The organism is Streptomyces canus (genome assembly GCF_041435015.1).
GTDB lineage: Bacteria > Actinomycetota > Actinomycetes > Streptomycetales > Streptomycetaceae > Streptomyces > Streptomyces canus_G.
In genome coordinates, this window is the sequence record NZ_CP107989.1 from 8176877 (window position 1) to 8199720 (window position 22844).

A 22844-nucleotide genomic window follows, 5' to 3' on the forward strand; every position below is an offset into this window, starting at 1 on the left:
TTAGGTGCGCCGCGGGTCGGAGGGATTGCTCGGGCGTTGCGAGAGGGTTACCGGGGGCTCACAGGCGTGTCGTCGGGGTGTGGGGCGGTGGGGGCTGGTCGCGGCCGCGCGGCGGAGTCGCGAGTCGATACGGTCCTGCGCTTTTGGGGAGGCTGGAGCATGCGGGGGTCTCTGCGGCCGCCCCGGGGCTGGGGATCACTCGCAGATCCTCGTGCTCCTGGGGGGGGCTGGAGCATGCCGGGGTGTCGGCGTCCGTCTGGCGCTCGTGGATCACTCGCAGATCCCCGAGCCCCCGTGTGCGAGGATCGCACGCATGGGTACGACAGGCGGTGCGGCGGAGTCCGGGCGACGGGTCGGCAGGCCGCGGGCGGCTCGGCGGCCGGACACAGGGCTGGCGCCGCGTGACGAACTCCTCGTCGCCGCAGCCGAGTTGTTCACCTCGCTGGGCTACGCCGCCACCAGCACCCGGGCGGTCGCCGAGCGCGCCGGCATGCGGCAGGCGTCCATGTACCACTACGTCTCCGGCAAGGAGGAGCTCCTCGCCGAGCTCCTGGAGTCCACCGTCACGCCCTCGTTGGCGTACGCCCGCGAGCTCCTCGCCGACGACACGGTCCCGGCCGAGAACCGGCTCTGGGAGCTGTGCCGCGCGGACACCGAGGTGCTGTGCGACGGGCCGCACAATCTCGGCGGCCTCTATCTGCTGCCCGAGGTGCGCGCCGAGAGGTTCGCGGGTTTCCATGCCGTGCGCGCCGAACTCAAGGATGCCTACCGGCAGTTGCTCGCGGCCACGTCGGCGGGAGGTGCCCTCGCCAAGGGTGAGCTCGATCTCCGCACCGACCTGTTGTTCGGCCTGATCGAGAGCGTGATCCTGATCCACCGCTCCGACCCCGAGCGCCCCGTCTCGGTCTTCGCGGAGGCCACCGCGGACGCGGCCCTGCGCATCGCCGGGATCTGAGTCCGGTACCCGACCGGAGGTCGAGCTTCACCCGTCGCGGTGAGTGGGTCTCGTACGTGCGTACGCCCTAACTGAACGTGTTCGATCTGTGTCGGAGCGTATAAATGGGGCCGAGGGTACTCCAGTCGCAATGCCCGTTTCAGGCGCTTGCTGAATATGACACGGCGATGATCCGGTCGGACTAAGCTCGCCCGCAGCGCACCGAGTTGATGTGTATTCGTGCGCTTGTTCCCTATATGTGCGACTCCCCGTCGATACGTCTCAGAGGGCCCACATGGTGAGTGTTCAATCCCCGCCAGGACGCCGTGAACTGCCGTATGCGCGCGTGCTGTTGCTCCCCGCCATAGTCATGGCCGCGGCGACCGGGGCCGCCGTCGCGGCAGTGCAGCAGCCCGCCCGGGCCGCTGTCGGCTGGTGCGGTGCCATCGCCACACTGCTGGTGATCGCGGTGGCGGCCGAAGCCGTCCGGCGCGGTCGTGAACTGCGGGACCAGCGACTCGAGCACGACCGTCACACCGCGGATCTGCAGCGGCGCATCGCCGACCAGGACCAGGAGCTGATCCGGTTCGCGAAGGAGATCGCGCCCACCGCGCTGGACTGGCTGCGCCGCGGAAGTTCCCCCGGAGAGGTGATTCGCCAACTCGGCGACATCGACCCCGCGTGGGCGGACCTCCCCGAGGCGCAGATCCGCCTGCTCAAGACGGTGCTCACCATCGTCGACACCGAGGAGATCATGCGTGACGCCGCGCAGCGCTCCTTCGTGAACATCGCGCGTCGCGTCCAGGCCATCGTCCACCAACAGGCCAACGAACTGCGGGAGATGGAGGAGGACCACGGCCGCAACCCCGAGGTCTTCGACGACCTCCTGCGCATCGACCACGGCACCGCGCTGATCGGCCGCCTGGCCGACTCCATCTCCGTCCTCGGCGGCGGCCGCCCCGGACGCCAGTGGCCGGAGCCCGTCGCGCTGTACAGCGTGCTGCGCGGCGCCATGTCGCGGATCCTGGAGTACCGGCGGATCGATCTGTCCTCGATCGCCAAGGTCAACGTCAAGGGCACCGCCGTCGAGCCGGTCATCCACGCCGCGGCCGAACTCCTCGACAACGCCACGCGCTACTCCCCGCCGCAGAGCAAGGTGCACGTCACCGCCACCGAGGTGCAGACCGGCGTCTGTATCGAGATCGAGGACGCCGGCGTCAGCCTCAGCGAGGAGGCCCGCCTGAGGGCCGAGGGCATGCTGGAGCGGGCCAAGGCCGGTGTGGACCTCCAGGATCTGGGTGAGTCGCCGCGTCTCGGCCTCGCCGTCGTGGGCCGGCTCTGCCAGGCGTACGACATGCAGGTCTCCCTGCGTGCCTCCGCGTACGGCGGCGTGCGCGCCATCCTCGTCGTGCCCAGCGACATGCTCACCGACGAGCCCGGCGTCGGACTCGCCCACGGCATCGGCGCCACCGCCGTGCCCAAGGCCGAACTGGGCGCCCTGCCCGGCCCCAAGCGCACGATCAAGAAGCGCCGCCCCACCAGCCCCAAGTTCACGACACCGGTCTCCATGGAGGACGACGTCCCGGAGGTCACCGAGTGGACGGCCAACGGGCTGCCGCAGCGCCGCAGCCGGGTCAAGACCTCGCTCACCCAGCGCTACGCCGAGCAGGCCGAGATCGAACGCGCCGAGCGCGAAGGCCGCCCGACGATCTGGTCGACGGCCCAGCGCGAGCCGGAGCCGGAGCGGAAGCCGGACGACACCCCGCCCGGCCTGTGGGTCCAGGCGTTCATGGACGGCCTCAAGCGGCCCACCTCTTCCACAGTCACCCAGCAGACCGACGAACCGGCCCGTACCGAGGCCGAAGACGAGGGGAACCTCAAGTGATCCAGCAGCGAGGCAACTTCGACTGGATGCTCCAGGACCTCGCCAAAGGCGTACCGGGCATCCAGATGATCGTGGTGCTCTCCGCCGACGGCCTGCGCATCGCGCGGCACGGCGGAGACCCGGACACCGCCGACCGCGTCGCCGCCGCCTGTGCGGGCCTGCAGAGCCTGGCGGGCGCCGTGGCCGGGGAGATCCCCGGCAGCGACGGCAAGATGAAGATGGTCCTCATCGAGATCCACGGGGGCTACTTCTATCTGATGGCCGCCGGCCCCAACGCCTATCTCGCGGTGCTCTCCGACATCATCACCGAACCCGGCCACATGAGCGCCCGCATGAGCGACCTGGTCGTCCGCATCGGCGCGCACCTCACCAGTCCGCCCCGGCGCAACGGGCAGACCGTATGACTCCTCCACAACGCCGACGGCGATTCCCCAAGGCCAGTCCGGAACCGGCGCCGCAACCCCCGCAGGAGGGCCAGGACCCACCCGAGGGACCGAAGAAGAACCCCGAGCGGCTGTACGTCATCACCGGCCCCGACGGAGCCGAGCGCTCGGAACTCGACCTGGTCACCTTAATCGTGGCGCACGCCGACCCGCCGCCCTCCGCCACGCCTGAGCAGGCGGCGCTGCTCAGGCTCTGCACGGCCCCCCTGTCCGTGGCCGAGCTGTCCGCCTATCTCAGCCTGCCGTTCAGCGTGGTGACCGTCCTGCTCACCGAGCTGCTGACGGCCGAACTGGTGACGGCCCGCGCCCCGGTCATCCGACAGGCGCTGGCCGACCGTTCCCTCCTCGAAGCGGTGATGCATGGACTTCAAAGGCTCTGACACCATCCCCGGTCCGCGCACAGAGGACCACCTTCCCCAAACCGCCGAAGCCGCGGTGAAGATCGTCATCGTGGGCGGCTTCGGCGTGGGCAAGACGACCATGGTCGGCTCGGTCAGCGAGATCAAACCGCTGACCACCGAGGAGACCATGACCCAGGCCGGCATCGGGGTCGACGACAACTACGGCTCCGAGACCAAGACGGCCACCACCGTGGCCATGGACTTCGGGCGCATCAGCATCACCGACCAACTGGTCCTCTACCTCTTCGGCACCCCGGGCCAGGAGCGCTTCTGGTTCCTGTGGAACGGCCTGTTCGAAGGCGCACTCGGAGCGGTGGTCCTCGTGGACACCCGACGCCTCGAAGTCAGCTTCGACGTCATGGACCGTCTGGAGGAGCGCGGCGTGCCCTTCGTCGTCGCCGTCAACACCTTCCCCGACGGCCCCCGCCACCCGCTCGACGACCTGCGCGCCGCGCTCGACCTCAGCGAGGACATCCCCATCGTCGAGTGCGACGCACGCCGGCGGGCGTCCAGCCGGGACGTGCTGATGACGTTGTTGCAGTTCCTTCATTCGCTGGCTTTGGAGAAGGCTCCGGTGTGAGGGGTGGCTCGGCAGAGCCGTACCGCCGCCCCCTCTCCCAAGCTCCCGGCTTCGCTCGAACCCATCGGACCGGGGCAGCCCATCACTTCCTGTACACCAGATCGATCTCAGCTTCGGAGCGACCATCGTGACGCCTGAATCCTTTTCCCCGGCCGGTACGGACGACCCCACGGCCGCCCCTCCCCCCGGCTGCCCCGCACACGGCATCGGCGTCGGAGGACTGCGTCGGCTGTACGGCCCGGGGGCGGAGGACCTGGAGGCCGTGTACGAGACGCTCCGCGCCGAGTACGGAACGGTGGCTCCGGCGCTGCTTCACGATGATGTGCCGATCTGGGTGGTGCTCGGGCACGGCGAGAACATGCACATGCTGCGTACTCCCTCGCACTACAGCCGCGACACCCGGTTGTGGGCCCCCATGCAGGACGGCACGGTCAAGCCGACTCACCCGATGATGCCGCATCTTGCCTGGCAGCCGCTCTGCTCCCATGCCGAGGGCGACGAGCACCTGCGGCTGCGCGGCGCGGTTACCGGCGCCATCTCGACCATCGACCACCGGGGGATCCGCCGTCACATCAACCGCGCGACCCAGCACTTGGTCAACAAGTTCTGTGAGCAGGGCAGGGCCGACCTGGTCAGCCAGTTTGCCGAGCGCCTGCCGATGATGGTGATGTGCGAGATCTTCGGCATGCCCGAGGAGTACAACGACCGGATCGTGGAGGCCGCCCGCGACCTTCCCAAGGGCACCGAGACAGCCATCGAGAGCAACGCGTACATCATGGATGTCCTCACGCGGCTCACCGCCCGCCGACGGGCCGCACCCGAGGACGACTTCACGAGCCACCTCATCAACCACCCGGCGCGGCTCACCGACGAGGAGGTCAGCCAGCACCTGCGCCTGATCCTGATCGTCGCGTACGAGAGCACCGCCAACCTTCTCGCCAACGTACTGCGGGTGGTGCTCACCGACCCGCGGTTCCGTGCCCAGTTGAACGGCGGCCAGATGACGGTGCCCCAAGCGGTGGAGCAGTCCATGTGGGACGAGCCGCCGTTCAGCGCGATCCTGGGCTACTTCGCCAAGCAGGACGCCGAGTTGGGCGGCCAGCGCATCCGCAGGGGCGACGGGCTGATCCTGGGCATCGCGCCGGGCAACGTCGACCCACGGGTTCGTCCCGACACCAAGGCGAACATGCAGGGCAACCGCTCCCACCTCGCCTTCAGCGGCGGCCCCCACGAGTGCCCTGGCCAGGACATCGGCCGTGCCATCGCCGACGTCGGCGTCGACGCGCTGCTGACCCGCCTTCCCGACGCGGAACTCGCTTGCGAGGAGGACGAGTTGCAGTGGACGGAGACCATCTCGAACCGGCATCTGGTGGACCTGCCGGTGAAGTTCGTGCCCAAGCCCCAGCAGGACGTCATGGCGCTCCCGGCGCACCGCATGCCGTCGCAGCGCTCCAACGACTGGCAGGTCAGCACGCCACTCCCGCAGGCGACACCTCCCGTACCGAGCGTGCCGACGCCCGCACCGACGCCCGACGAACCGGTCGGGCACCCCGGGGTCTTCCAGCGCCTGCTGCGCTGGTGGCGTGGAGAGTGAGCCGACCGGCACCGACCTACCCGGGGGCCCACTCCTCGTAGGAGGACCACGCCCGCAGCACGCGAGAGCTGACGAAGTGGTGCTCGCGTCCCGTGACCGGATCGGTGAACTCCAGTACCCGTGCCAGCAGTTGGAGCGGACGCCGGAAGTCGCCGGACGCAATGGGGTCGGTGACCACCGGATAGAGGGGATCGCCGAGGATCGGCACGCCCAGAGCGCTCATGTGCACCCGCAATTGATGCGTCTGCCCGGTGCTCGGCGTCAGTCGGTACCGGGCGCGCTCGTCCCGGTGCTCCAGCAACTCGATCCGGCTGATCGCGTTGGGCTCGCCCTCGATCTCCCGGGCCGCCAGGACTCCGCGTTCCTTGACGATCCGGCTGCGCAGGGTGCGTGGCAGGGGCAGCGCCGGGTCGTAGGGGGCCACCGCTTCGTACTCCTTCGCCACCTGTCTGTCCCGGAACAGCGACTGATAGGCGCCGCGTTCCTCGGGCCGCACGGTGAACATCACCAGGCCGGCCGTCAGTCGGTCCAGCCGGTGTGCGGCGCCCAACGTGGGGATGCCCAGCTGTCGGCGCAGCCGTGCCAGGGCCGTCTCGGCGACGTGGCTGCCGCGCGGGGTGGTGGCCAGGAAATGCGGCTTGTCGGCCACCACGACGTGTTCGTCCCGATAGAGGACGTCGATCGGGAAGGGGACCCGCTCCTCGTCGGGCAGCTCCCGGTGGAACCACACGAACATCCCCGGCACGTACGCCATGTCGCGGGTCACCGGACGCCCGGCGGCATCCACGATCCGCCCCGCCTCCAGCAACCCGTCGATCACCTCGGCCCCGGCCGCGAGCCGCGCCATGAGGTGATCCCGCACGGTCGCCCAAGCATCACCGATCGGCAACCGCACTCGCACCGGATCGACCCCGTCGCGCTGCGGCAGGGGAGAGGGCGGGGGCGGTGTACGGCGTCTCATCACGATCAAGCCTACGACGGGGCGGTGAGGGGAATGGGCCGTGCCGCAGCTCAGCGCTCTCAGGGCGGCGGACCTGGCTCAAGGGATCACTTCTGCTCCGTTCCGGCCGGAGAAGAGCGAGCTCCTGCTCCGTACCGCCGATGCGCAGGCGAGACCGAGCCGCTGGAGTTCTGTCACGTCGATGTGCGCATCCCAACGGCCGTGCAGCCAGCCGCGCACAATGGTCGAGCTGTCGGCGTAGAGCCTGTCGAGTTCCGGCCCGATGTTGACGGGACCGGCCTGGTCCGTGCAGGCGCACTCGGCATGCGAGAAGTACTCGGCCAGCCTGGGCGCGTATGTCCACTCCACACTCGGGCGAAGCTTCTTGCGCACGATTGTCGCGCTGCCGTCGTGCACTCGTTCCCGGCCTCCCCGTGCATACAGGCACGTGCCCACCACGAAACCCGCGACGACACGTTGCCACTGCTCTCCGCCGATCGCGCAGGTATGGCTCAGACAGACCTCCAGGATGTCCCAGAGCTGTGTCCTGTCGGGCAGTCGCAGTGCCAGATTGTTTCGGTTGCCGTTCTCGGTATCACGTCCTTGGTCGATCAGGTCATGAGCGAGTACGGCGACCATCGTGGTTTCGTCGACGATCTTCCGAAAACGTTCCGAGCTGTCGTCCTGGACGGTATAGATGTGCACCCCGATGTCGGCGCCCCTGATGCGGATGTACTCCTCGGTGTCGAAGAGATCGGGCAGTTGGAGGATTCCGGTCAGGTTGTCGACGAGCTGAACCGCGCCGCACTCCATCTGCGCAGCAACTACCAGTTCGCCTTCTTGCCCGTGCAGCCGCACGCATTGCCGGGAAGCGACCACTGCATCCCGGGCGAGCCGGCTGATCTCCTGCACATGCGGCGTGGTTCCGGCGTAATACTCGCTGACTCCCGCCAGTACGCCCCACAGGAACGTGGTCTTGGCTTCGAGTGCGGTGCTCGACTCGGGTGCGGTGCACAGAGCGGTGAAGAGACCCGCCATCTCCATCGCGAAGGAATAGTGAGCCGTATGACCCACGGCTCGTTGGCACCACTGCTGGGCCCGGTCGACGGAGAGCTCTCCCCGTACGCCGATCAGCGGCGGGGTCTCCGAGCTGCGCATCAGCCGGTCGTACGCGAGGGTCAACAGCCCACCCGTGTCCCTGCCGAGGAGGGACTGCCAGTTCACCTGCCGTTGCTCACGGCGCAATAGTGCACGTACGGCCCGGAGGCCGGGAGGCCGAACCGCATCGAGATGCGAGCTGGGCGACCTCAGTGCGGATCGACTGCCATTGGCGGTCTCCGCCTCGATCGCATGGCAGAGCATTCCGGACAATGTCATGGCGTGCGGATCGGTGAGGAGAGAGTCAACCGAATTCCGCCACTTCGCGGGTTCGAGCCTCGATATGACCTGACCATGAGTTCCAGGGCTCAGGGCGCCCGTCAAGCCCGCCAGATCACTCACCTGACGCTCCCTCTGCTCGGAGCCCGCCTCCCCTGGTGCGCCTGTGTTTGTGAATCGCCTTGTGCGACGATAGGCCGGAAAAGAGCCCCATACTGTGCATCCACGCATAAGGTATCGGGGACGAGGTAATACTCATCGTGCTGATCTCCCGTCGCGTATTCAAGACCTGGAATGATCAGTCCCTTTCAGGTCCTTCGGCTTGGGTAGAACACGGGATCAGAGGCGTTCCGGGGTGTTCGGGACGCGAGGGGCGCATGTCACGGCCAGGGTGACGTGTGCCGACCGAGGTGAGCGTGCCCGATCAGTGGAACGGCCCAGGCAACTCGCCTGGGGCAAAGTCATTCATGCTGCCCTCCGGGTGGCGGAGTCGACCAAGTCCATGAACTACGCGTTGTGTTCCATACGCTGCGACCGCAGCGTGGCTGAACTGGTGCATGAACCAGGCCTCGTCAACTGCGCGCGGCGGCAGCCGGGCGGTGCGGAGAGTCAGTGGCCACCACCGCCACGACAGCGTTGTCGCAGGCGAGGTCGTGGATCATCCCTACCTTCCAGTGCCGCCGTGGGTTTCGTCAACGGTGCGGGGCGAGTTGGCGCTGGTGTGAGGCACCGTGACGGGTCGATGCGCGGGGCATGTCGGGTGGGAGCCGGGTCACTGTTCTCGGTGACATTCCGGACAGCCCGGTCGGGAGGACGCAGGCGCTCGCCCCGGGCGCATTCGCACTAGTGTACGGCCGTGTCGACCGCATCGGTACGGTGCGCGGAGCACGTACCCGAGCCGCACCGCCGACCATCGCAGGCATCCGGCCACCATCCTCACGGGCCCGGGTGCGACACCGCTCATGCCGGCAATTCACCTGACAGCCCACCACTTCGCACCATGCGACGATTTCCGGCCGTGCGAAAGGGGGCGCAGCCCCGGCGCACGGAGCGGATCCCCTGGCCGCCGGATGCACGGCCGCGCATTCCAGCCTGTCGGTGCGCCGCGGGTACCACCGTCGTTTGCGGCTGTTGGGAAGCAAGTTCGTCCGGGGACGGGCCGTCCCACTCGAGCGCCCAGGACGTGACCATGGTTCAGTGCGAGGGTGGGACATCGGGGCCGCGTCCCATCGCCGTCAAGGGTAAAAACTCGTTGGGACGGATTCCGTGCGGTTGGCAGGATGAGGCTCATGCCGTACCTCACCCGCTCGGTCCTCGCGCCAGGCGCCCTCTCCAGCACCGTGCAACCCACCCTCCCCACCGGTGACGGTCTGCTCCTGCGCCCCTGGCGGGCCGAGGACGCGCCCGCGGTCCACGCCGCGTTCCAGGACCCGGTGATGCACCAGTGGCACGCCCGTGCCGCCGACTCCGTGGACGAGGTCGGCGGCTGGATCGAGGAGTGGCGGGAGGCCTGGGCCCAGGAGAAGACCGCTCAGTGGGCCGTGGTGGACGCGGACACCGAGCTGCTGCTCGGCCGGGTGGCGCTGCGAGAGATCAATCTCGACGACGGGCAGGCCGAGATGGCGTACTGGACGACCGCGGAGGCGCGTGGGCGGGGTGTCGCGGCGCGTGCCACGGTCGTCCTGTCCCGCTGGGCCCTCGACGACATCGGGTTCCATCGCCTCGAGCTCATGCACGCCGTCCGGAATGAGGCCTCGTGTCGTGTCGCGACCAAGACGGGCTTCGTTCTGGAAGGGACCAAGCGCAGTGCGGTCCTGCATCCGGACGGTTGGCATGACATGCATCTGCACGCGCGTGTCCGGGGTGACTGAGGGGCCGCCACGGCGGACCTACGGGGGTCCGCCAAGGGGCTGCGCCCCCTACCCCCTCGGCGTACGCCCGCGAACCGCCCGCCATGCCACGCCCACTGCCAGCGTCGCGGCCAGGAACAGCACCGTGAACCACTGGAAGTACCAGTGCCCGCCCGCCGGGTCGTACACCTCTGCCCGGGGCCAGGCCAGGTTGACGGTCATCAGGAGGCCGTAGAGGAGGGCCAGGGCGTTGACCGGGACGCCCCAGCGACCCAGGGAGAACAGGCGGGCGCCCGTCTCGTCCGTGCCCTCCGACGTGAACTCCCCTCGCACGCGCCGGATCAGCAGCGGGCCCGTGACCATCGCGTACGCCAGGTAGAGCATCACGATGCAGGTCGTGCCGATCGCCAGGAACGCCTCCGGGGAGGCGAAGTTGAGCAGGAGGAGCGCGGCGGCCAGGATGCCGACGACCAGGGCGGGGGCGGTGGGCATGCCCGTGCGGGGGTTCACCCGCGCGAGGCGGCCCGCGAACGGCAGTTGGCCGTCGCGCGCCATGGAGAAGAGCATGCGGCAGGCCGCTGTCTGGATGGCGAGGGTGGCCACCGCGATCGCGACCACCACGTCGGCCAGCAGGGCCTTGCCGACGCCGTCGCCCAGGCTGCTGGTGAGGACGTAGCTGAGGCCGTCGACCGACAGGTGCCCGTCGGTGAGGCTGGGGGCGGCGAGCAGGCCGCCCAGGACGAGCAGGCCGCCGAGCACGCCGGCCGCGCCGAGCGCCGTGAGGATCGTGCGGGGCGCGGTGCGGCGCGGAGCGTGTGTCTCCTCGCTCATCTCGCCCGCGCTGTCGAAGCCGATCATCACGTACGCCGCCGCGAACGAGCCCACCAACAGGGCCCCGAACAGGCCGCTCTGCGCGGCGCCCGTGGTGTGGAAGGTGATGCTCGGCGTGCGCTCGGAGTGGGTCAGCAGGAGCACGATGATCAGGACCGCGCCGATGATCTCGGCGGTGACGCCGACCCGGTTGATCAGGGACATCACACGGTTGTCGAGGACGTTCACGACGGTCGTCAGGACCAGCAGGATCACGCCGAGGAGTGCCGCGTTGGCCGCCCCGTCGGCCGAGGTCGGCGCCGGGTCGGTGCCGACCAGCTGGAAGCCGGACCAGATCGCGGGGAGCACCATCTGCAGGGCGAGTGCCGCCGCGGCGACCACGACGATCTGCCCGATCACCATGATCCAGCCGGCGAACCAGCCGAAGGCCGGGGTGGAGAGGCGGGACGACCACTGGTAGATCGCGCCGGACAGCGGGTAGCGCGCCGCCAGTTCCGCGAAGCAGGCCGCCACCAGCAGCTGCCCGACCAGTACCACCGGCCAGGCCCAGAAGAAGACGGGGCCGCCGAACGCGTACCCGAAGGCGAAGAACTGGAAGACGGTCGTCAGGACCGAGATGAAGGAGAACCCGGCCGCGAAGGACGCGTACCGGCCCAGGCTCCGGTGCAGTTCCTGCTGGTAGCCGAACTCGGTGAGGGTGCGGTCGTCGGGGGCGGGGGAGTGCGGAGGATCGGGACGGACGTCGGAGGGGCTGGCTGTCGTCACGGCGGCACCTGCCTTCGGCGGCATGAGAGCGGAGAGCGGAACAGCGGTGCGGGAGCTGAATTCCTGTCGGGTGACAGAAATTAAGGAGGCGCTGTTTCGGGTGCGTGACGCAGGCATGTCGAAGTGGCTCCCAAGTCCTCACGCTCTTGTGCCGGGCACCTAAACGCGATACATCGTGTCTATTGACCGCCCTTGTGGGTCGCGATATGTTCGGTCACGGATATTCGGGTACGAGGTTCGGATGGGAGGTGGAGTCATGGGGCGCCGCAAGCTCCGCAACCCCCTGGCGCTCGCCGTGCTGGCGACGCTGTGGCAGAAGCCGATGCATCCCTACGAGATCGCCCAGACCCTGCGCCGCCAGGGCAAGGACGCCAGCACGAAGATCAACTACGGCTCGCTCTACACCGTCGTCCAGAGCCTGGAGAAACACGGGTTCGTCGAGGTCACGGACGTGGAGCGGCAGGGCAACCGGCCCGAGCGGACCGTCTACGGCATCACCGCGGCCGGGCGCCAGGAGATGACCGAGTGGATGTCGGACCTGGTCGCCTTCCCGGCCAAGGAGTACCCGATCTTCGAGACCGCGCTCTCGCTGCTCGGCGTGCTGCACCCCGACGAGGTGGTGCCGCTGCTGGAGCAACGGCTCGACGCCCTGGAGGTACAGATCGCCGGCGGCCGAGGCGCCCTGGAGAAGCTCTACGAGACGCTGCCCCGGCTCTTCCTCGTGGAGAACGAGTACCAGCTCCACATGGTCGAGGCGGAGGCGGCGTGGGTCCGCGGCTTCCTCGGCGAACTCAGAGAGGGCAGGCTGCCCGGCATCGAGGAGTGGAAGGCGTTCCACGCACCATGACCTGACGAGAACAGGCCCCGGCACGGCTGTTGCAGCAGCCCGCCGGGGCCTCGAACCCCGAACTGAATCCGCTCTGAGGCACATCCAGGCGATCGAGGTGCGGCATGCCCAGGATAGCCCGGTGCTCCTCACGCGGATCAGTTGTCATCCCTTCACCGGATCCGCTCACCCAGGAGGACACCTGCCATGAACACCCGTGCGCCCGCGATCGAGGCGCGTCAACTGATCAAGACCTACGGCGGTGAGGTCACCGCACTCAACGGCATCGACGTGGTCGTCGAGCGGGGCAGCGTCTTCGGCCTGCTCGGCCCGAACGGCGCCGGCAAGTCCACCACCGTCAAGATCCTCACCACCCTGGCCCGCCCCGACTCCGGCTCGGCCACCGTCGCGGGCCACGACGTGCTGCGCCACCCGGACCGGGTCCGCCGGGCCATCGGCGTGGTCGCCCAGGGCTCCGGCGCCGACCCGGTCGCCACCGGCCAGGAGAACCTCCGACTCCAGGGCAGGCTCTACGGCTTGCGGGGCGCCGCGCTCGAACGCCGGGTGGACGAGCTCCTCGACCGCTTCACGCTCACCGACGCCGCCCGGCGCCCGGTCAAGGGCTACTCCGGTGGCATGCGACGCCGACTCGACGTCGCCCTCGGCCTGGTGCACCGCCCCGAGGTGCTCTTCCTCGACGAGCCGACCACCGGACTCGACCCCGAGGCCCGCAGCGCGATGTGGGACGAGATCGGCCGGCTCGCCGGTGAGGAGGGGCTGACGATCCTGCTCACCACGCACTACCTCGAAGAGGCGGACCGGCTCGCCGAGCGTGTCGCCGTCGTCGACCGGGGCCGGATCGTCGTCGAGGGGACTCCGGACGCGCTGAAGGGCGAACTGCGCGGTGACGCGGTGCACTTGGAGCTGAGCGAGCCGCTCGGCGACGCGGGCCGCACCCTGCTGACCGGCGCCCTGCACGGGGTGCCGGGCGTGCACGAGGTGCTGGCCGACGGGCACCGCGTCAGCGTCCGCGCCGACGACGGGGCCGCCGCCGTACCCGCCCTGCTCACCGCCCTGGAGCGGGCCGGGGTCAGGGTGGCCACCGTGACCGTCGCCCGTCCCTCACTCGACGACGTCTATCTGCGCTACGCGGGCCGCCGTTACGCGGAGGCCGAAGACCTGGTGGGTGCCCGATGAGCATGGCCGTCTCCCAGACCTGGTACATGACGCAGCGTCAACTCATGGTGTTCGTACGGCAGCCCGCGTACGCGATCATCACCCTGGTCCAGCCGGTGATCTGGCTGTTCCTGTTCGGCAGCCTCTTCAGGAAGGTCGTCGAGCTCGGCGGCTTCGGCACCACGTCCTACCTGGACTATCTGGTCCCCGGTGTGGTGGTGATGAGCGCGCTCGGCTCCAACATGTGGGCGGGGATGACCACCCTGGACGAGATCCAGCGCGGCACCCTCGACCGCTTCCTGACCACTCCGGTCAGCCGGGCCGCCCTGATGAACGGCAACGTCGTCAACAACGGCCTGGTCACCGCCTTCCAGTCGGTGGTCATCGTGCTGCTCGGGCTGCTGGGCGGCGCCGACTACCCGGGCGGAATCGCCGGGATCGCCGTGCTGGTCCTCGCCTCGGTGCTGCTGGGCACCGTCTTCGGGGCGCTGTCCAACGCGCTCGGCATGCTGGTGCGGGAACGGGAGTCGATCATCGGGATCAACACCTTCCTGCTGCTCCCGCTCACCTTCCTGTCCAGCGCCTTCATGGCGCCCTCGCAGATGCCCTCCTGGATGCGGCACATCGCCGACTTCAACCCGTTGAACTGGGCGATGGTGGCGGGCCGTTCGGCCCTGTCCGCGGACCCGGACTGGGGCGTGGTGCTGGGCCGCGGGGGAGCGCTGCTCGGGCTGGCGGTCGTGGCGGTGTGGCTGTCGATCCGGACCTTCCGGTCGTACCAGCGGTCGGTGTGAACGCGCGAGAGGGGCGGCACCTTCGAAGGTGTCGCCCCTCTCGCGGCCGAGCCCAAGCGGCCGCATGCCTGAAGCGGGACTGCGCTGAAGCAGCCGTACGGGAGAACGGCCGTACGCCTAAGCGGCCGGCGCCGCCCCCTCCTGCTCCGCCTCGATGCGCGCGTTCCAGTCCCGCTTGGAGGCCTGCCAGCCGTCCTCGTTGTGGCCCAGGCGCCAGTAGCCGGAGATCGACAGGTCCTCGCGCGGGACACCGCGCTCGACGCGCAGCAGATGGCGCAGCTGCTTCACGAAGTGCGCCTCGCCGTGCACGAACGCGCACAGCCGGCCCTCCGGGAACTCCAGCGCGCGCACGGCCTCGACCAGCGACTCCCCGACCGGGCGGGAGCCGCGGTGCAGCCACACGACCTCCACGTCGGAGTCGATCTTCTGCTCCTCCGCGGGCCCGGAGACCTCGATGAAGGCGTGTGCCCGGGCGCCGTCGGGCAGCGACTCCAGGGAACGGGCGATCGCGGGCAGCGCGCTCTCGTCACCGACGAGGAGATGCCAGTCGGCGTCCAGGTCGGGGGCGTAGGCGCCGCCCGGGCCCATGAAGCGCACGGTCTCACCGGGCTGGACGCGCACCGCCCAGGGGCCGGCGAGGCCCTCGTCGCCGTGGATCACGAAGTCCAGGGTGAGCTCGCGGTGTTCGGCGTCAAAGTGGCGCACGGTGTAGGTGCGGGTCACGGGCCATTGCTCGCGCGGGAACTCCTCGCGGATCCGCTGTATGTCGAAGGGCTCGGGATAGGTCGCGCCCTCGGCCGGGAAAAGGATCTTGACGTAGTGGTCGGTGCAGGTGTCCGCCGCGAAGTCCGCGAGTCCGTCGCCGCCGAGCACCACGCGCTGCATGTGCGGGGTGAGGCGTTCGGTGCGGACGACCTGTGCGGAGTGAGGCTTCCGCGGCTTGCGTCCCGGTCCTTCTGCCATGTCGGCCTCCCAATTCCCTACGCTTAGGCTTACCTAAGTTAGCATCCACCCCCCTGGTGACGGCATGCCACTCGTGGAAAGCGCGGGCAATATTTACGCGCCGAGCGTCGCCATCAGCCGCTGCAGTGAGCCACCCAGCCCCCATCGGTCTGCCAGCTTCTCCAGTGCCGCGGGATCGCGCGGCGTGCGCGGAACCGCGGTCTCCACCTGCGGCAGCGGGACGTCACCGGCCACCAGCACCACCTTCGGTGCCACGGCGACGTACGGCCGCGACTCGTCGAGCCGCTTGCGCTGCGAGGGTGTGAGCTTCGCCTTCGGGTCGTCGACCGCGGCCATGATGCCGGCCAGGTCGCCGAACTCGGCGAGCAGTTTGGCAGCCGTCTTCTCACCGATACCGGGGACACCCGGCAGGCCGTCGCTCGGGTCGCCCCGCAGCGTCGCCAGATCCGCGTACCCACGGCCGTCGACGCCATACTTCTCGCGCAGCCAGGCCTCGTCGGTCAGCTGGAGCGTGCCGACGCCCTTGAGGGGATACAGCACGCGCACCCCGCGCTCGTCGTCCACCAGCTGGTACAGGTCGCGGTCGCCGGTGACGATGTCGACCGGGCCCGTCGCCCGCGCGGTGAACGTGCCGATCACGTCGTCCGCCTCATAGCCGGCCACACCCACACGCGCGATGCCGAGCGCGTCCAGGACGGCCTCGATGACGGGCACCTGCGGCGAGAGCGTGTCCGGCACCTCCTCCTCGTCCGGGCCGCTCTCGCGCTCCTCGGCGACGCGGTGCGCCTTGTAGGAGGGGATGAGGTCGACCCGCCACTGGGGGCGCCAGTCCGCGTCCATGCAGGCCACCAGCAGGTCGGGCCGGTGGTCCTTGACCAGGCGGTCGATGAATTCGAGGAGGCCGCGCACGGCGTTCACCGGCGTGCCGTCCGGTGCCTTCACCGACTCCGGCACGCCGAAGTAGGCACGGAAGTAGAGGGAGGCGGTGTCGAGGAGCATCAGTCGTCCGGTCACGCTTCGCATCATGCCGTACGGCACCGACACCGGCCCTCGTCCCTTGCCACGTCCAGCGGGTGTGAGCGTCCTGTGAACTGGACCACCGGTGCGTTTGGCCGAAAGGCATCGGGGCAGGCGCCGCCTCGGAGCGAGGCAGGTTGCACCTTCAACTGTCGCGGCCCTTCGTCTCCCCCCAGTGGTCGAAGAGACGAGAGGCACGCGTGTCATCAAGGCTTGAGGCAGAGCAGCTGTACAAGGTGTTCGGAAGACGGCCGGGCGAGGCCGTCGAGCGGCTCCGCGAGGGCGCCGACCGGGAGGGACTGCGCGCCGAGGGCACCACCGCCGCGGTGATCGACGCCTCCTTCACCGTGGAACCGGGCCAGATCTTCGTCGTCATGGGTCTGTCAGGCTCCGGCAAGTCCACGCTGCTGCGCATGCTCAACGGCCTCCTGGAGCCAACCGCGGGCCATGTCCGCTTCGACGGCCAGGACCTCACCGCGCTCACCGACCGCGAGCTGCGCGCCGTACGCGCGAAGAAGATCAGCATGGTCTTCCAGCACTTCGCGCTCTTCCCGCACCGCAGCGTCCTGGAGAACGCCGCCTACGGCCTCGCCGTCCAGGGCGTCGCCAAGGCCGAGCGCGTCGAGCGGGCCACCGAGGCCCTGGAGCTGTGCGGTCTCAAGGGCTGGGAGAAGTCCTGGCCCGACGAGCTGTCCGGCGGCATGCAGCAGCGCGTGGGCCTGGCCCGTGCCCTCGCCACCGACGCCGACCTGCTCCTCATGGACGAGTCCTTCAGCGCGCTCGACCCGCTGATCCGCCGGGACATGCAGGACCAGCTCCTGCAGCTCCAGCAGACCCTGAAGAAGACGATCGTCTTCATCACCCACGATCTCAACGAGGCCATGCGGCTGGGCGACCGGATCGCCGTCATGCGCGACGGCCGGATCGTCCAGATCGGCAGCGCGGAGGACATCCTCGTGCGGCCCGCCGACGACTACGTCGCCTCCTTCACCAAGGACGTCGACCGCTCCCGCGTCCTGACCGCGTCCGCCGTCATGGACACGGACGTGCGCGGCGACGAGGCCGACTGCGGCTGCGCGAGCGACTGTGAGACCGCGACGCCCGACACGCCGTTCACCGAGCTCTGCGCGATGAGCGCCCGGTCGACACATCCGGTGGCCGTCCTCGACGAGCACCGCACACTCGTCGGCGTGATCCCGCAGCAGCGACTGCTCGGCTTCCTCGGCGACGCGGAGGTGGCCCATGCCTAGGATCCCGCTCGGCGACTGGGTCAACGACACCGTCGACTGGCTGCTCGACCACGTGTCCTGGCTCTTCGACTTCCTCAAGACCGTCTTCACCGGCACCTACGACGGCATCGACGCCGTCCTCCAGGCGCCCCAGCCCCTCCTGCTCGCGGGCATCTTCGCCGTGATCGCCTTCTGGCTGCGCGGCACCCTGGCCGGCCTCCTCACCTTCGCGGGATTCGCCTTCATCGACTCCCTCGAACTGTGGGAGGACGCGATGACGACCCTCTCGCTGGTCCTCGTCGCCACGATCATCGCGCTGGTGATAGCCGTCCCGGTGGGCATCTGGGCGGCCCGCTCGAACCGGGTCAGCGGAGTCGTCCGCCCCGTCCTGGACTTCATGCAGACGCTGCCCGCGATGATCTACCTCATCCCGGCGATCCTGTTCTTCGGCACCGGCGCCTCCGCGGGCATCGTCGCCACCCTGATCTTCGCGCTCGCCCCCGGTGTCCGGATGACCGAGCTCGGCATCCGCCAGGTCGACAAGGAGCTCGTCGAGGCCGCCGAGGCGTTCGGCACCACCCCTCGCGACACCCTCCTGCGCGTGCAGCTACCCCTGGCGCTGCCCACCGTGATGGCGGGCGTCAACCAGGTCATCATGCTCGGCCTGTCGATGGCCGCGATCGCCGGCATGGTCGGCACCGGCGGCCTCGGCGGCGACGTCAACGAGGCGATCGGCCAGCTCAACGTGGGCCTCGGCTCCGAGGCCGGTGTCGCCATCGTGATCCTCGCGATCTACCTCGACCGCATGACCAGCGCGCTCGGCACCCAGGTCTCCCCGCTGGGCCGGCGCGCCGCCGCCAAGGCGCGCGCGTCCCAAGGCGGGCTGAAGATCTGGTCCTACCGTCCCAGCCCCCAGATCGCCGTGATCGGCGTCGTCGTCCTCGCCCTCGTCGCGGGCGGCATGGGGATCTTCGGCGGCGCCTCGGGCGAGGCCACGGCCGTCTCCGGCGGCAAGGACGTCGGCCAGGGCAAGAAGATCAGCATCGGCTACGTCCCCTGGGACGACGGCGTCGCCTCCACCTTCCTCTGGAAGGAGATCCTGGAGGAACGCGGCTACCAGGTGGACGCCAAGCAGTTCGACGCCGGACCGCTCTACACCTCCCTCGCCTCCGGCAACGCCGACTTCATGACCGGCGCCTGGCTGCCGACGACCCACGAGCAGTACTGGAAGAAGTACGGCAGCAAGCTCGACGACCTCGGGGCCTGGTACGACAAGACCTCTCTCGAGCTGAGCGTGCCGTCGTACATGAAGGACATCAACTCCCTGGCCGACCTCAAGGGCAAGGCCTCGCAGTTCGGCGGGAACATCACCGGCATCGAGTCGAGCGCCGGCGAGATGGCCCTGCTGAAGAGCAAGGTCCTGAAGGCGTACGGCCTCGACAAGGAGTACAAGGTCGTCGACAGCTCCACGCCCGCCATGCTGGCCGAGCTCAAGCGGGCGTACGCCCAGAAGGACCCGATCGTCGTCACGCTCTGGTCGCCGCACTGGGCGTACAACGACTACGACCTGAAGAAGCTCAAGGACCCCAAGGGCGCCTGGGGCTCGGGTGACGGCATCCACACGGTGGCCCGCAAGGGCTTCGCGGCCGAGAACCCGGTCGTCGGACAGTGGCTGAAGGGCTTCAAGCTGGACGAGAAGCAGCTCACCAGCCTGGAGGCCGAGATCAACAAGGCGGGCAAGGGCAAGCAGCAGGACGCCGTGCGCACCTGGCTGAAGCAGCACCCGGGCCTGGTCGACAAGATGGCCCCCGTCCAGAAGACGGCGGCGGAGACGAAGCGCCCGGTGAACGTGGCCTGGTTCCCCTGGGACGAGGACATCGCCGTCACGTATCTCTGGAAGAACGTCCTGGAGGCTCGCGGCTACAAGCTCAACCTCAAGCAGATGGACGTGGGCCCGGTCTACACGGGCCTCGCCTCCGGAGACCTGGACCTCAACTTCGACGCCTGGCTGCCGTACGCCCAGAAGAACTACTGGGACAAGAGCAAGGACAGACTCGCCGACCTCGGCACCTGGTACGAGCCGACCTCGCTGGAGGTCGCGGTGCCGTCGTACGTCAAGGGTGTGAAGTCCTACGAGGACCTGAAGGGCAAGGCCGCCCAGTTCGACGGGAAGATCATCGGCATCGAGCCGGGCACCGGCGAGATGAACCTCCTCAAGAACAAGGTCCTGCCCGGCTACGGACTCGACAAGGAGTACGACGTCGTCGACGGCTCCACGCCCGCGATGCTGGCCGAGCTCAAGCGCGCCTACGCCAAGAAGCAGCCCGTCGCCGTCGTCCTGTGGTCCCCGCACTGGGCCTACAGCCAGTACGGCCTCACCAAGCTGAAGGACGACAAGAAGCTCTTCGGCGAGGGCAACACGATCCGCACGATCGCCAACGAGGAGTTCCCCTCGCAGTATCCGCAGCTCACCAAGTGGATCAAGGGTTTCCACATGAGCGAGAAGGAGCTCGGTACCCTGGAAAGTGAGATCAACAGGTACGGCCAGGGTCACGAGGAGCAGGCGGTCGCCGCCTGGCTGAAGGAGCATCCGGGGATGGTCGGGCGGATGACACCGTCATAACCGCTCCGGGAGCACGGTAAGGATCCGGCCAACCACATAGAGCTATGTCATCGCCTGAACTTCGCTGACGACAAGGGGACTTGAGCAGCGGGCGACGGGTGAGCGCCCGGCTTCCGGCCCCCTGGTGATCCACCGGGGGGCCGTTCGGCTGGCGTGAAGTGAGAGGTACGGTCGCACGCGGTGTGACATCGATGTGACGGCCGCGTGAAACGGTTTGCCGAACATGCGTAGGGTGCAGACAACTCATCAGGGGACGTGTCACAGGACCGACGAGCGGAGGAGGGAGCCGGAGCCATGGGCGACCACAAAGAACAGCCCCTTCGGGTCGGCGCGGCCGTGCGCCGCAGGCGCCGCGCGCTGGAGCTCACCCTCGCCGTCGTGGCCGAGCGCAGCGGCCTCTCGGTCCCCTTCCTGAGCCAGATCGAGAACGAACGCGCCCGCCCCAGCCGCAGCTCCCTGGAGAAGGTCGCCGACGCCCTGCGCACCACCGCCGTCGAACTCCTCGCCGCCGCCGACCCGGCGTGCAGCGTCGACGTCGTGCACGCCGAGGGCCCGGAGCCGGACTTCGCACCCCGGATGCGTTCCCTGGTGCGCGGTCACCACCAGATGCACGCCCAGGAGTTCACCGGCGACCATGACGCGGGCCGTGAATTCCAGTACCGCAACGACCAGTTGATGTATGTCGCCGACGGCGCGGTGGACGTCGAGGCGGAGGGGCGCGCCTACCGGCTGGGCCGCGGTGACACCCTGTACCTCACCGGAGGGGTGCGGCACCGCTGGCGGGCGACCGTGGCGGACACCCGCGTGGTCGTCGTCGCCGTGGCCGAACACATCGAGGCGGTCCGGGACCGGCCCCGGCAGTGAGAGTCGTCTCCCTGGTCCCCTCGCTGACCGAGGCGATCGCCCGCTCCGCACCGGGCGCCCTGGTCGGCGCCACCGACTGGTGCACCCATCCGGCGGGCCTCGACGTCACCCGCGTCGGCGGCACCAAGAACCCGAAGCTCGACCGGATCACCGCCCTCGCGCCCGACCTGGTGGTCGCGAACGAGGAGGAGAACCGGGAGCCCGATGTTGCCGCTCTGCGGGAGGCGGGCCTGGAGGTCCTGGTCACCGAGGTCCGGGACGTCCCGCAGGCCTTCCAGGAGCTGGCCCGGGTCGTCCAGGCGTGTGGCGTCGTACGGCCGCGCTGGCTGGACGAGGCCGAGGAGTCCTGGTCGGCGCTCGCGCCCCTCGCGCGCCGCAGGACGGCCGTCGTACCGATCTGGCGGCGGCCCTGGATGGTGCTGGGCCGGGACACGTTCGCGGGCGATGTGCTGTCCCGCCTGGGCGTGGACCACGTGTACGCCGGCCACGAGGACCGCTATCCACGCATCCCGCTGGAGGAGCTGCGGGCGGCGGCACCGGATGTGGTCGTCCTCCCCGACGAGCCGTACCGCTTCACCCCCGAGGACGGCCCGGAGGCCTTCCCCGGCCTGCCCTGCGCCCTCGTCAGCGGACGGCACCTGACGTGGTACGGACCCTCACTGGCAGAGGCGCCACGTGCGCTGGGCGAGGCCCTGCGAGCAGCGCGCCGCTGACGACCCCGCGCGCGGTGTGCAGGGCGGCGGTGGCCCAGGCGGCGACGAGAGCGAGGAAGAGACCTGTGGCCAGCCAGTCGTAGACGACGAGTCCCGTGTGCCGGGCCAGCGCCTCGGCCCCCGTGACACAGGTGCCGACCGGGAAGGTGAAGGCCCACCAGGTCATCGCGAACCGCATCCCGTGCCGGCCCGCACGGACGACGTGCGCGGTGGCGAGCCCCAGCCACAGCAGCGCGAACCCCATGACCGGAACGCCGTACAGCACCGCGAGGACGCCGAAGCCCTGGCTGTAGGGGGCCGCCACGACACCGGGGGCCACGTCCGCGAACTTGCCGACGGCGGTGGTGGACTGGCCGAGCGGGCCGAGGACCAGGAAGAGGGTCGGGGTGAGGGCGAGGGGGAGCGGCCCGCCGGTGACGATCCGGGCGAAGACGAGCGGCAGCATGGCCAGGGTCGCGAGAAGGCTGAGCCCGAACATCGCGAAGCACGCGAGGAGCAGGGTCTCGCGCGGCTGACCGGCCGGGAGATGCGGCACGAGAAGCGGCCCGAGCGCGGCGGACACCATCGGCGCGACGAGGGGGAGCAGCCACACGGGTGTGGCCTGCCGCGGGTCGGCCTTCTGCCGTACGGCCATGAGGTACGGCACGGTGATCGCGGCGGCGAGTCCCACGGCCGTACCCGAGGTGAACAGCACGGCGTCGAGGGCGACCGCAGCCGGCGTCCCGATCCAGTACCGGCCGACGGTGAGGGCACCGCCGCCGACGGCCAGCAGGGCCATGGCGAGGCAGCCGTAGAAGGGGGCCATGGCGGCATCGAGGAGGTGGGCGCGGGCCTGGTCGCGGTGGTGGCGCCAGTGCAGGGCGCGGGCGCAGAGAAGGATGAGCAGCACGGCGAGGGACAGGAGCCAGACGGCCGCGCAGATCGTGCGCAGGCCGGGGAGGTGCACGGGGAGCGCGATGCCGGCGGTAGCGACGATCGCGGTGCCCATGACAGAGGCGTACCAGTTCGGCCCGAGGTGACGGACGGCGGTGACCATGCC

The 22844-nt window shown here is 69.4% G+C and carries 20 protein-coding genes; 14 read left to right on the top strand and 6 right to left on the bottom strand.

Features of this window, described 5'->3' with window-relative positions; all coding sequences use genetic code 11:
- The first annotated feature begins 313 nt into the window (after positions 1 to 313).
- From OG841_RS37320 to OG841_RS37345, 6 genes are all read left to right on the top strand, one after another.
- Positions 314 to 955 carry a TetR/AcrR family transcriptional regulator gene (locus OG841_RS37320; protein ID WP_328637344.1) on the top strand — a complete coding sequence of 214 codons (642 nt, stop codon included), beginning with the start codon at positions 314 to 316 and terminating at the stop codon, positions 953 to 955.
- 274 nt (positions 956 to 1229) lie between these two features.
- Positions 1230 to 2819 (top strand): ATP-binding protein, encoded by a 1590-nt coding sequence (locus OG841_RS37325; RefSeq protein ID WP_328637343.1) that lies wholly within the window; start codon positions 1230 to 1232, stop codon positions 2817 to 2819.
- Complete coding sequence (locus OG841_RS37330) at positions 2816 to 3223, top strand: roadblock/LC7 domain-containing protein (protein WP_007380839.1); 408 nt, start codon at positions 2816 to 2818, stop codon at positions 3221 to 3223. The genes OG841_RS37325 and OG841_RS37330 overlap by 4 nt, the downstream gene beginning before the upstream one ends.
- Positions 3220 to 3642 carry a DUF742 domain-containing protein gene (locus tag OG841_RS37335; protein WP_328637342.1) on the top strand — a complete coding sequence of 141 codons (423 nt, stop codon included), beginning with the start codon at positions 3220 to 3222 and terminating at the stop codon, positions 3640 to 3642. Before OG841_RS37330 ends, OG841_RS37335 begins: the two co-directional genes overlap by 4 nt.
- On the top strand, positions 3623 to 4243 hold the full coding sequence (locus OG841_RS37340) for a GTP-binding protein (protein ID WP_328637341.1): 621 nt from the start codon (positions 3623 to 3625) through the stop codon (positions 4241 to 4243). Before OG841_RS37335 ends, OG841_RS37340 begins: the two co-directional genes overlap by 20 nt.
- Before the next feature lie 127 nt (positions 4244 to 4370).
- A complete protein-coding gene (locus OG841_RS37345) occupies positions 4371 to 5837 on the top strand; it encodes a cytochrome P450 (RefSeq protein ID WP_371568692.1) in 1467 nt (488 codons plus the stop codon).
- A 16-nt stretch (positions 5838 to 5853) separates the two neighbouring features.
- Here OG841_RS37345 and OG841_RS37350 read toward each other — a convergent pair whose 3' ends face one another.
- Both OG841_RS37350 and OG841_RS37355 read right to left on the bottom strand, forming a co-directional pair.
- Complete coding sequence (locus OG841_RS37350; protein ID WP_371568695.1) at positions 5854 to 6798, bottom strand: RluA family pseudouridine synthase; 945 nt, start codon at positions 6796 to 6798, stop codon at positions 5854 to 5856.
- A 78-nt stretch (positions 6799 to 6876) separates the two neighbouring features.
- On the bottom strand, positions 6877 to 8277 hold the full coding sequence (locus OG841_RS37355; RefSeq protein WP_328637338.1) for a hypothetical protein: 1401 nt from the start codon (positions 8275 to 8277) through the stop codon (positions 6877 to 6879).
- A gap of 1166 nt (positions 8278 to 9443) precedes the next feature.
- On the opposite strand from OG841_RS37355, the gene OG841_RS37360 reads away from it, so the two are divergent.
- Positions 9444 to 10025 carry a GNAT family N-acetyltransferase gene (locus OG841_RS37360; RefSeq protein WP_328637337.1) on the top strand — a complete coding sequence of 194 codons (582 nt, stop codon included), beginning with the start codon at positions 9444 to 9446 and terminating at the stop codon, positions 10023 to 10025.
- A gap of 48 nt (positions 10026 to 10073) precedes the next feature.
- On the opposite strand, the gene OG841_RS37365 is transcribed toward OG841_RS37360, so the two are convergent.
- On the bottom strand, positions 10074 to 11600 hold the full coding sequence (locus OG841_RS37365; RefSeq protein WP_328637336.1) for an amino acid permease: 1527 nt from the start codon (positions 11598 to 11600) through the stop codon (positions 10074 to 10076).
- 256 nt (positions 11601 to 11856) lie between these two features.
- Between OG841_RS37365 and OG841_RS37370 the strand changes: the two genes are divergently transcribed.
- The 3 genes from OG841_RS37370 (at position 11857) to OG841_RS37380 (ending at position 14396) form a co-directional block, all read left to right on the top strand.
- The gene (locus tag OG841_RS37370; RefSeq protein ID WP_328637335.1) at positions 11857 to 12447 is read left to right on the top strand and encodes a PadR family transcriptional regulator; all 591 of its coding nucleotides are present in this window, start codon (positions 11857 to 11859) and stop codon (positions 12445 to 12447) included.
- A gap of 186 nt (positions 12448 to 12633) precedes the next feature.
- Positions 12634 to 13623 (top strand): ATP-binding cassette domain-containing protein, encoded by a 990-nt coding sequence (locus OG841_RS37375; protein ID WP_365120727.1) that lies wholly within the window; start codon positions 12634 to 12636, stop codon positions 13621 to 13623.
- Positions 13620 to 14396 carry an ABC transporter permease gene (locus OG841_RS37380; protein ID WP_328637333.1) on the top strand — a complete coding sequence of 259 codons (777 nt, stop codon included), beginning with the start codon at positions 13620 to 13622 and terminating at the stop codon, positions 14394 to 14396. Before OG841_RS37375 ends, OG841_RS37380 begins: the two co-directional genes overlap by 4 nt.
- 117 nt (positions 14397 to 14513) lie before the next feature.
- Here OG841_RS37380 and OG841_RS37385 read toward each other — a convergent pair whose 3' ends face one another.
- Both OG841_RS37385 and OG841_RS37390 read right to left on the bottom strand, forming a co-directional pair.
- Entirely contained in the window at positions 14514 to 15359 is an 846-nt protein-coding gene (locus OG841_RS37385) for a siderophore-interacting protein (protein WP_371568702.1), read from the bottom strand.
- 93 nt (positions 15360 to 15452) lie between these two features.
- On the bottom strand, positions 15453 to 16382 hold the full coding sequence (locus tag OG841_RS37390; RefSeq protein WP_355947136.1) for a 5'-3' exonuclease: 930 nt from the start codon (positions 16380 to 16382) through the stop codon (positions 15453 to 15455).
- 194 nt (positions 16383 to 16576) lie between these two features.
- Between OG841_RS37390 and OG841_RS37395 the strand changes: the two genes are divergently transcribed.
- From OG841_RS37395 to OG841_RS37410, 4 genes are all read left to right on the top strand, one after another.
- Positions 16577 to 17626 (top strand): quaternary amine ABC transporter ATP-binding protein, encoded by a 1050-nt coding sequence (locus OG841_RS37395; RefSeq protein ID WP_328637331.1) that lies wholly within the window; start codon positions 16577 to 16579, stop codon positions 17624 to 17626.
- Positions 17619 to 20228 (top strand): ABC transporter permease/substrate binding protein, encoded by a 2610-nt coding sequence (locus tag OG841_RS37400; RefSeq protein ID WP_365120730.1) that lies wholly within the window; start codon positions 17619 to 17621, stop codon positions 20226 to 20228. Before OG841_RS37395 ends, OG841_RS37400 begins: the two co-directional genes overlap by 8 nt.
- A 294-nt stretch (positions 20229 to 20522) precedes the next feature.
- The gene (locus OG841_RS37405; protein WP_365120732.1) at positions 20523 to 21092 is read left to right on the top strand and encodes a helix-turn-helix domain-containing protein; all 570 of its coding nucleotides are present in this window, start codon (positions 20523 to 20525) and stop codon (positions 21090 to 21092) included.
- Positions 21089 to 21805, top strand: coding sequence for a helical backbone metal receptor (locus OG841_RS37410; protein WP_371568706.1), 717 nt, complete (start codon positions 21089 to 21091; stop codon positions 21803 to 21805). The genes OG841_RS37405 and OG841_RS37410 overlap by 4 nt, the downstream gene beginning before the upstream one ends.
- On the opposite strand, the gene OG841_RS37415 is transcribed toward OG841_RS37410, so the two are convergent.
- Complete coding sequence (locus OG841_RS37415) at positions 21717 to 22841, bottom strand: TDT family transporter (protein WP_371568709.1); 1125 nt, start codon at positions 22839 to 22841, stop codon at positions 21717 to 21719. The genes OG841_RS37410 and OG841_RS37415 overlap by 89 nt on opposite strands.
- Positions 22842 to 22844 lie beyond the last annotated feature (3 nt).

Coding starts and splice junctions, on each gene's coding strand:
- OG841_RS37320 (WP_328637344.1), top strand. CDS start 314: ATGGGTACGACAGGCGGTGCGGCGGAGTCCGGGCGACGGGTCGGCAGG.
- OG841_RS37325 (WP_328637343.1), top strand. CDS start 1,230: ATGGTGAGTGTTCAATCCCCGCCAGGACGCCGTGAACTGCCGTATGCG.
- OG841_RS37335 (WP_328637342.1), top strand. CDS start 3,220: ATGACTCCTCCACAACGCCGACGGCGATTCCCCAAGGCCAGTCCGGAA.
- OG841_RS37340 (WP_328637341.1), top strand. CDS start 3,623: ATGGACTTCAAAGGCTCTGACACCATCCCCGGTCCGCGCACAGAGGAC.
- OG841_RS37350 (WP_371568695.1), bottom strand. CDS start 6,798: ATGAGACGCCGTACACCGCCCCCGCCCTCTCCCCTGCCGCAGCGCGAC.
- OG841_RS37360 (WP_328637337.1), top strand. CDS start 9,444: ATGCCGTACCTCACCCGCTCGGTCCTCGCGCCAGGCGCCCTCTCCAGC.
- OG841_RS37370 (WP_328637335.1), top strand. CDS start 11,857: ATGGGGCGCCGCAAGCTCCGCAACCCCCTGGCGCTCGCCGTGCTGGCG.
- OG841_RS37375 (WP_365120727.1), top strand. CDS start 12,634: ATGAACACCCGTGCGCCCGCGATCGAGGCGCGTCAACTGATCAAGACC.
- OG841_RS37380 (WP_328637333.1), top strand. CDS start 13,620: ATGAGCATGGCCGTCTCCCAGACCTGGTACATGACGCAGCGTCAACTC.
- OG841_RS37385 (WP_371568702.1), bottom strand. CDS start 15,359: ATGGCAGAAGGACCGGGACGCAAGCCGCGGAAGCCTCACTCCGCACAG.
- OG841_RS37390 (WP_355947136.1), bottom strand. CDS start 16,382: ATGCGAAGCGTGACCGGACGACTGATGCTCCTCGACACCGCCTCCCTC.
- OG841_RS37400 (WP_365120730.1), top strand. CDS start 17,619: ATGCCTAGGATCCCGCTCGGCGACTGGGTCAACGACACCGTCGACTGG.
- OG841_RS37405 (WP_365120732.1), top strand. CDS start 20,523: ATGGGCGACCACAAAGAACAGCCCCTTCGGGTCGGCGCGGCCGTGCGC.
- OG841_RS37415 (WP_371568709.1), bottom strand. CDS start 22,841: ATGGTCACCGCCGTCCGTCACCTCGGGCCGAACTGGTACGCCTCTGTC.